The 3,509-nt window shown below is 58.1% G+C and carries 2 protein-coding genes; both read right to left on the bottom strand.

Annotated features, from left to right (window positions below):
- Window positions 1–270: 270 nt before the first annotated feature.
- Entirely contained in the window at window positions 271–1,353 is a 1,083-nt protein-coding gene (locus tag NW857_RS09320) for an ABC transporter substrate-binding protein (RefSeq protein WP_414368759.1), read from the bottom strand.
- 448 nt (window positions 1,354–1,801) lie between these two features.
- Window positions 1,802–3,421: a TM0106 family RecB-like putative nuclease gene (locus NW857_RS09315; protein ID WP_414341992.1), complete on the bottom strand. Its 1,620-nt coding sequence runs from the start codon at window positions 3,419–3,421 to the stop codon at window positions 1,802–1,804.
- Window positions 3,422–3,509: the final 88 nt, after the last annotated feature.

Here is a 3,509-nt window from a genome sequence, read left to right as displayed (position 1 = left end):
TTAAACAAAGTTTGAGATATTCCCTTGCTGCTGCGCCTCGCTTGCCATCTCTAACCCAGCAATGCAAACGCGATTAAAACCTACCTCTCTCCCAAGAGAAGTCTGGGATCCCTGCTGTGAAAAGCTTGAAGAATATCTTGCTGAAATGACTGAGCCAATGAGCTGGGCTCCTCACCTGCCATCGGGAAAAGCCGTCTGGCCGGCAAGAAGCGTTCACTGTCTCTGCAAGTCAACAGACAGCGCTTCAAAGTTGTTGTGTGATTCTCCAGATCAGGCGATCATTCGCTCAGATTTGGGGGGAAGCAAGCTGTTGTCAAATACTTTCTCCAGAGGCGGTTTGGCAGAGAGGCCAAAGCCATCCACCACCTGAGCAATCGCGGTTTCCATCCGGGCAGGCACCACGTCCCCCAAGCCAATTTCCCGCACCTCCTCGGTAACAAACAGACGCGGCATAGCTAGGGTGAGACGCAGTTTCTCAATGGCAGTGTCCAGCACCTGCCCTTCGGCTTTGGCTTTGTCCAAAAACGCCAACATATTGCCGTCGGGGTCGCGGATGGTGTCTTGCCAGCCCTTGACGTAGGCCCTCAAGAAAGCTTTGAGTTGCTCCGGCTTCTCGCGCAGCAGTTGCACACGGGTGATGACGGCATTACCGTACAGCTCAAGGCCATAGTCGTTGTAGAGAAAAGGCGTGATGTCGTTCAAGCTAACGCCACCCCGCACCAAATTGGGCATGGCCGAGGTCATAAAGCCGCTAATTGCGTCCACCCGGCCTTGGATCAGGAAGGGCTCGCGTAACTGTGGCTCCATGGTTAGCCACTCTACTGAAGCCGGATCGATGCCGACTTGCTTGGCAAACACCGGCCAGAGCCGACGCGGCGCATCTCCTGCGGGCGCCCCCAGCTTCTTGCCCGCCAGTTGGGCCGGCTCTGTAATGCCTCTGCCTTTCAGCGTATAGATGCCGAAGGGAGAGCGGTTGAAGTGAACAAAGATCGCCACCAAGGGCACATCCGGGTTTTTGGCGTTGAACTCGATCATGGAGTAGGGATCCCCTTCCCCCAGGTCGTACTGGCCAGCAGCAATCTTAGTGATGGAATCGGCAGAGCCAAAGCCGCGCTCGTAGGTTACTTCTAGCCCCTCTTCAGCAAAGTAGCCCTTCAAGATCGCAGTTCCAAGGGGGGTATCCATCGAGGAAGGCAACCAAGAAAGGGTGAACTTCAGGGGTGTCAGGCCCTGGGAAACCAGAAGCGGCCCGCGGCTCTGGGCCTTGGCCTTTAGCCCGCCAACGGCCACCAGAGAGGCAGCCGCAGCAGCAGATTGCAGGAATTGGCGACGCGACGATTTCGAGATGGACATATTCCGTATGCTCCGCAGCACCTGGCTCAGTAGGGATCCGCAAGGGGAAAGGTGGCCAAGAATGAGGCGACGACCCCAGAAGGTCAGCTTAGCAAGACAGAGTCAAACTTCTGTATTCGAGAATACCTTTACTGCTGAGGAAAGCCCCTTTCCGCAAAAGTGGGAACTTGGTCTATCCTTTTCCGGTTCAGGCCGAGAGAAAGGAAAAGCAGGCACAAAAAAGGCAGGGTTGACTTGTCCCTGCCGAGAAGTTCGAGAGCTGAGAGCACGCTCTCCTTGTCGCAATCGCTGCATCAAGGCGCGGTTCCGTTTGTCCAGTTGGCGCTTACGTGCCGATCCCCCGCGACCGCGACGGTTTCTGCCCTGATGGCGGGGAGATTCATGAGATTTCAACAGCATGGGATCCCCTTGCTCAATTAAACAGACCTGGCCGATTTTAGACGAAACCTCAGACGTTGACAGTAGGGAAAACCGCCTGCTGGAGAACTTCGCCCTGGGACAGCCAGTCTTTGAGGCGATGGGTGGCTCGGCAGTCATCCTCGTTGTAGATAAGCGAGTGCTCCAAATAGCGGCGCTCCCGCGTTTCCAGCCATTGGCTATACCAATAAATAGACTGGGCGCCATTGGCATCGGGCAGCCGCCACTCGAAACCCAACCAGCGGGCGATGTTCTTTAGGGAATAGCTCTCAATCGGCAGCACCACCGAGCGCTGTACCCAGGCGTGCAAATCCACAAAGCGCTGCAACAATTGCCTCACCTGACGGGGATCCGTGCGGTATTGCTCCCCCAGTCGTCGGCAGGTCTGCACCTCAAAGCCGTGAAAATGGTAGATAGGGGCGTCGGGATAGCGTTGTGCCAGTTGCAGAAACTGCTCCCAAGCTTGCCCTTCTTCCCGCGGGTCGGCAGCCAGGCAACCGTGGTAGTTCGCAACCTTTGTCCCCTCGGCTTGCTCTACCACCAGCAAGCCCAGCAGGTAGGCGACGTTGTGGCGGGGATCCGCCTCGATATCGAAGTACAGCTCTACGGGTGTTGTGGGCAACGGGGGAGACTGAATCCAGAGGGGCCGGCGGCTGAGGGTGGCACGGGCTTGTAGCTGCAGTTGTAGGGCCACGCCGGCTCCCAGCTTGGGGATGGCTTGCAGCATTTCTAACTGGGCGTTGGCCAAAGCCTCAATCGAATCGATCCCTGCCTCTTGCAAAAGGGGATAGCGGGATCCGGTTACGCCCGGCAGCAAAGTGAGGGGCTGGGCAACGGCGTTCAATTGCCGACAGTGCTCCCGCCAGTGGCAAAGATGACAGCGGCTGCGGGCCATAAACACCTGCGGCGGCTCTGGTTGGTTGAGAGTGCCCAGATACTCTTGCAGCAGGCGGCGTACCTGGGCGCGGCGGCGGCTTAGGTGGACAGGGTGCCACTTTCCATCTTTTAAAATCAAAAAGCCACGTTTGGGCACCTGCCCCTGCAGGGATCCCAGCAATTCTGCCTGCAGCGCCAGCAACAATTCGTACTCCGGTTTGGGGCGCTTGCCAATGCGAATGTGTACCGGCCAATAGGAAGGTTGGACGGCGTGCCGCCTCCTGCCAACGAGAGCGGGATCCCGAATGAGAAGATCCAGTGAGCTGCTCACCCAGACGGAGCGGAACTCTGGCCCAAACTCCCATGGTGTCTTGCCGACGCCGCCCCAGTCCTCTGCAGCCTGGTCAGGATCTGGCTCAAGTGAGGCGCCAACATCAGGCTCCAAACCTGCCAGCTCCTCAGTGCTGCTCGAATCCAGTTGCCAGAACAGCTCTGCCAGGATCTGGCCGCCGTAGATCCGCTCCGCTCCTGCCGCCATAGCCGCCAAGAGGGCCCCGTTGCCCGGCGTCACCTGTTCGCCGGGAAATCGTTCCAGCACGGCAGCTTGCAAAGCTTGGCGATCCCGACGCCATTGCTCCAGCAGGTTTTCCGGCGGCAGCTTGGCTTCTTGAGGCCCAAACCGATCTAAGTAGGGCAGGCGCCGGCAGCGAAAAAAAGCCAGCAACTCCTCTGCGTCAACAGAACCCTGCTGTGCTGCTGCAACGCGGAACTCCAAGGGCGGACGACCTCAAGCTCTGCTGCCATTGTGGCACGCCTTTTGGGGATCCCTTAGGACTTGCGATCCTGGGCCGGCAAAAGGTGAG

Source organism: Synechococcus sp. H55.9 (assembly GCF_047462355.1).
Taxonomy (GTDB): domain Bacteria; phylum Cyanobacteriota; class Cyanobacteriia; order Thermostichales; family Thermostichaceae; genus Thermostichus.
This window is presented reverse-complemented; position numbering and strand designations above follow the sequence as displayed.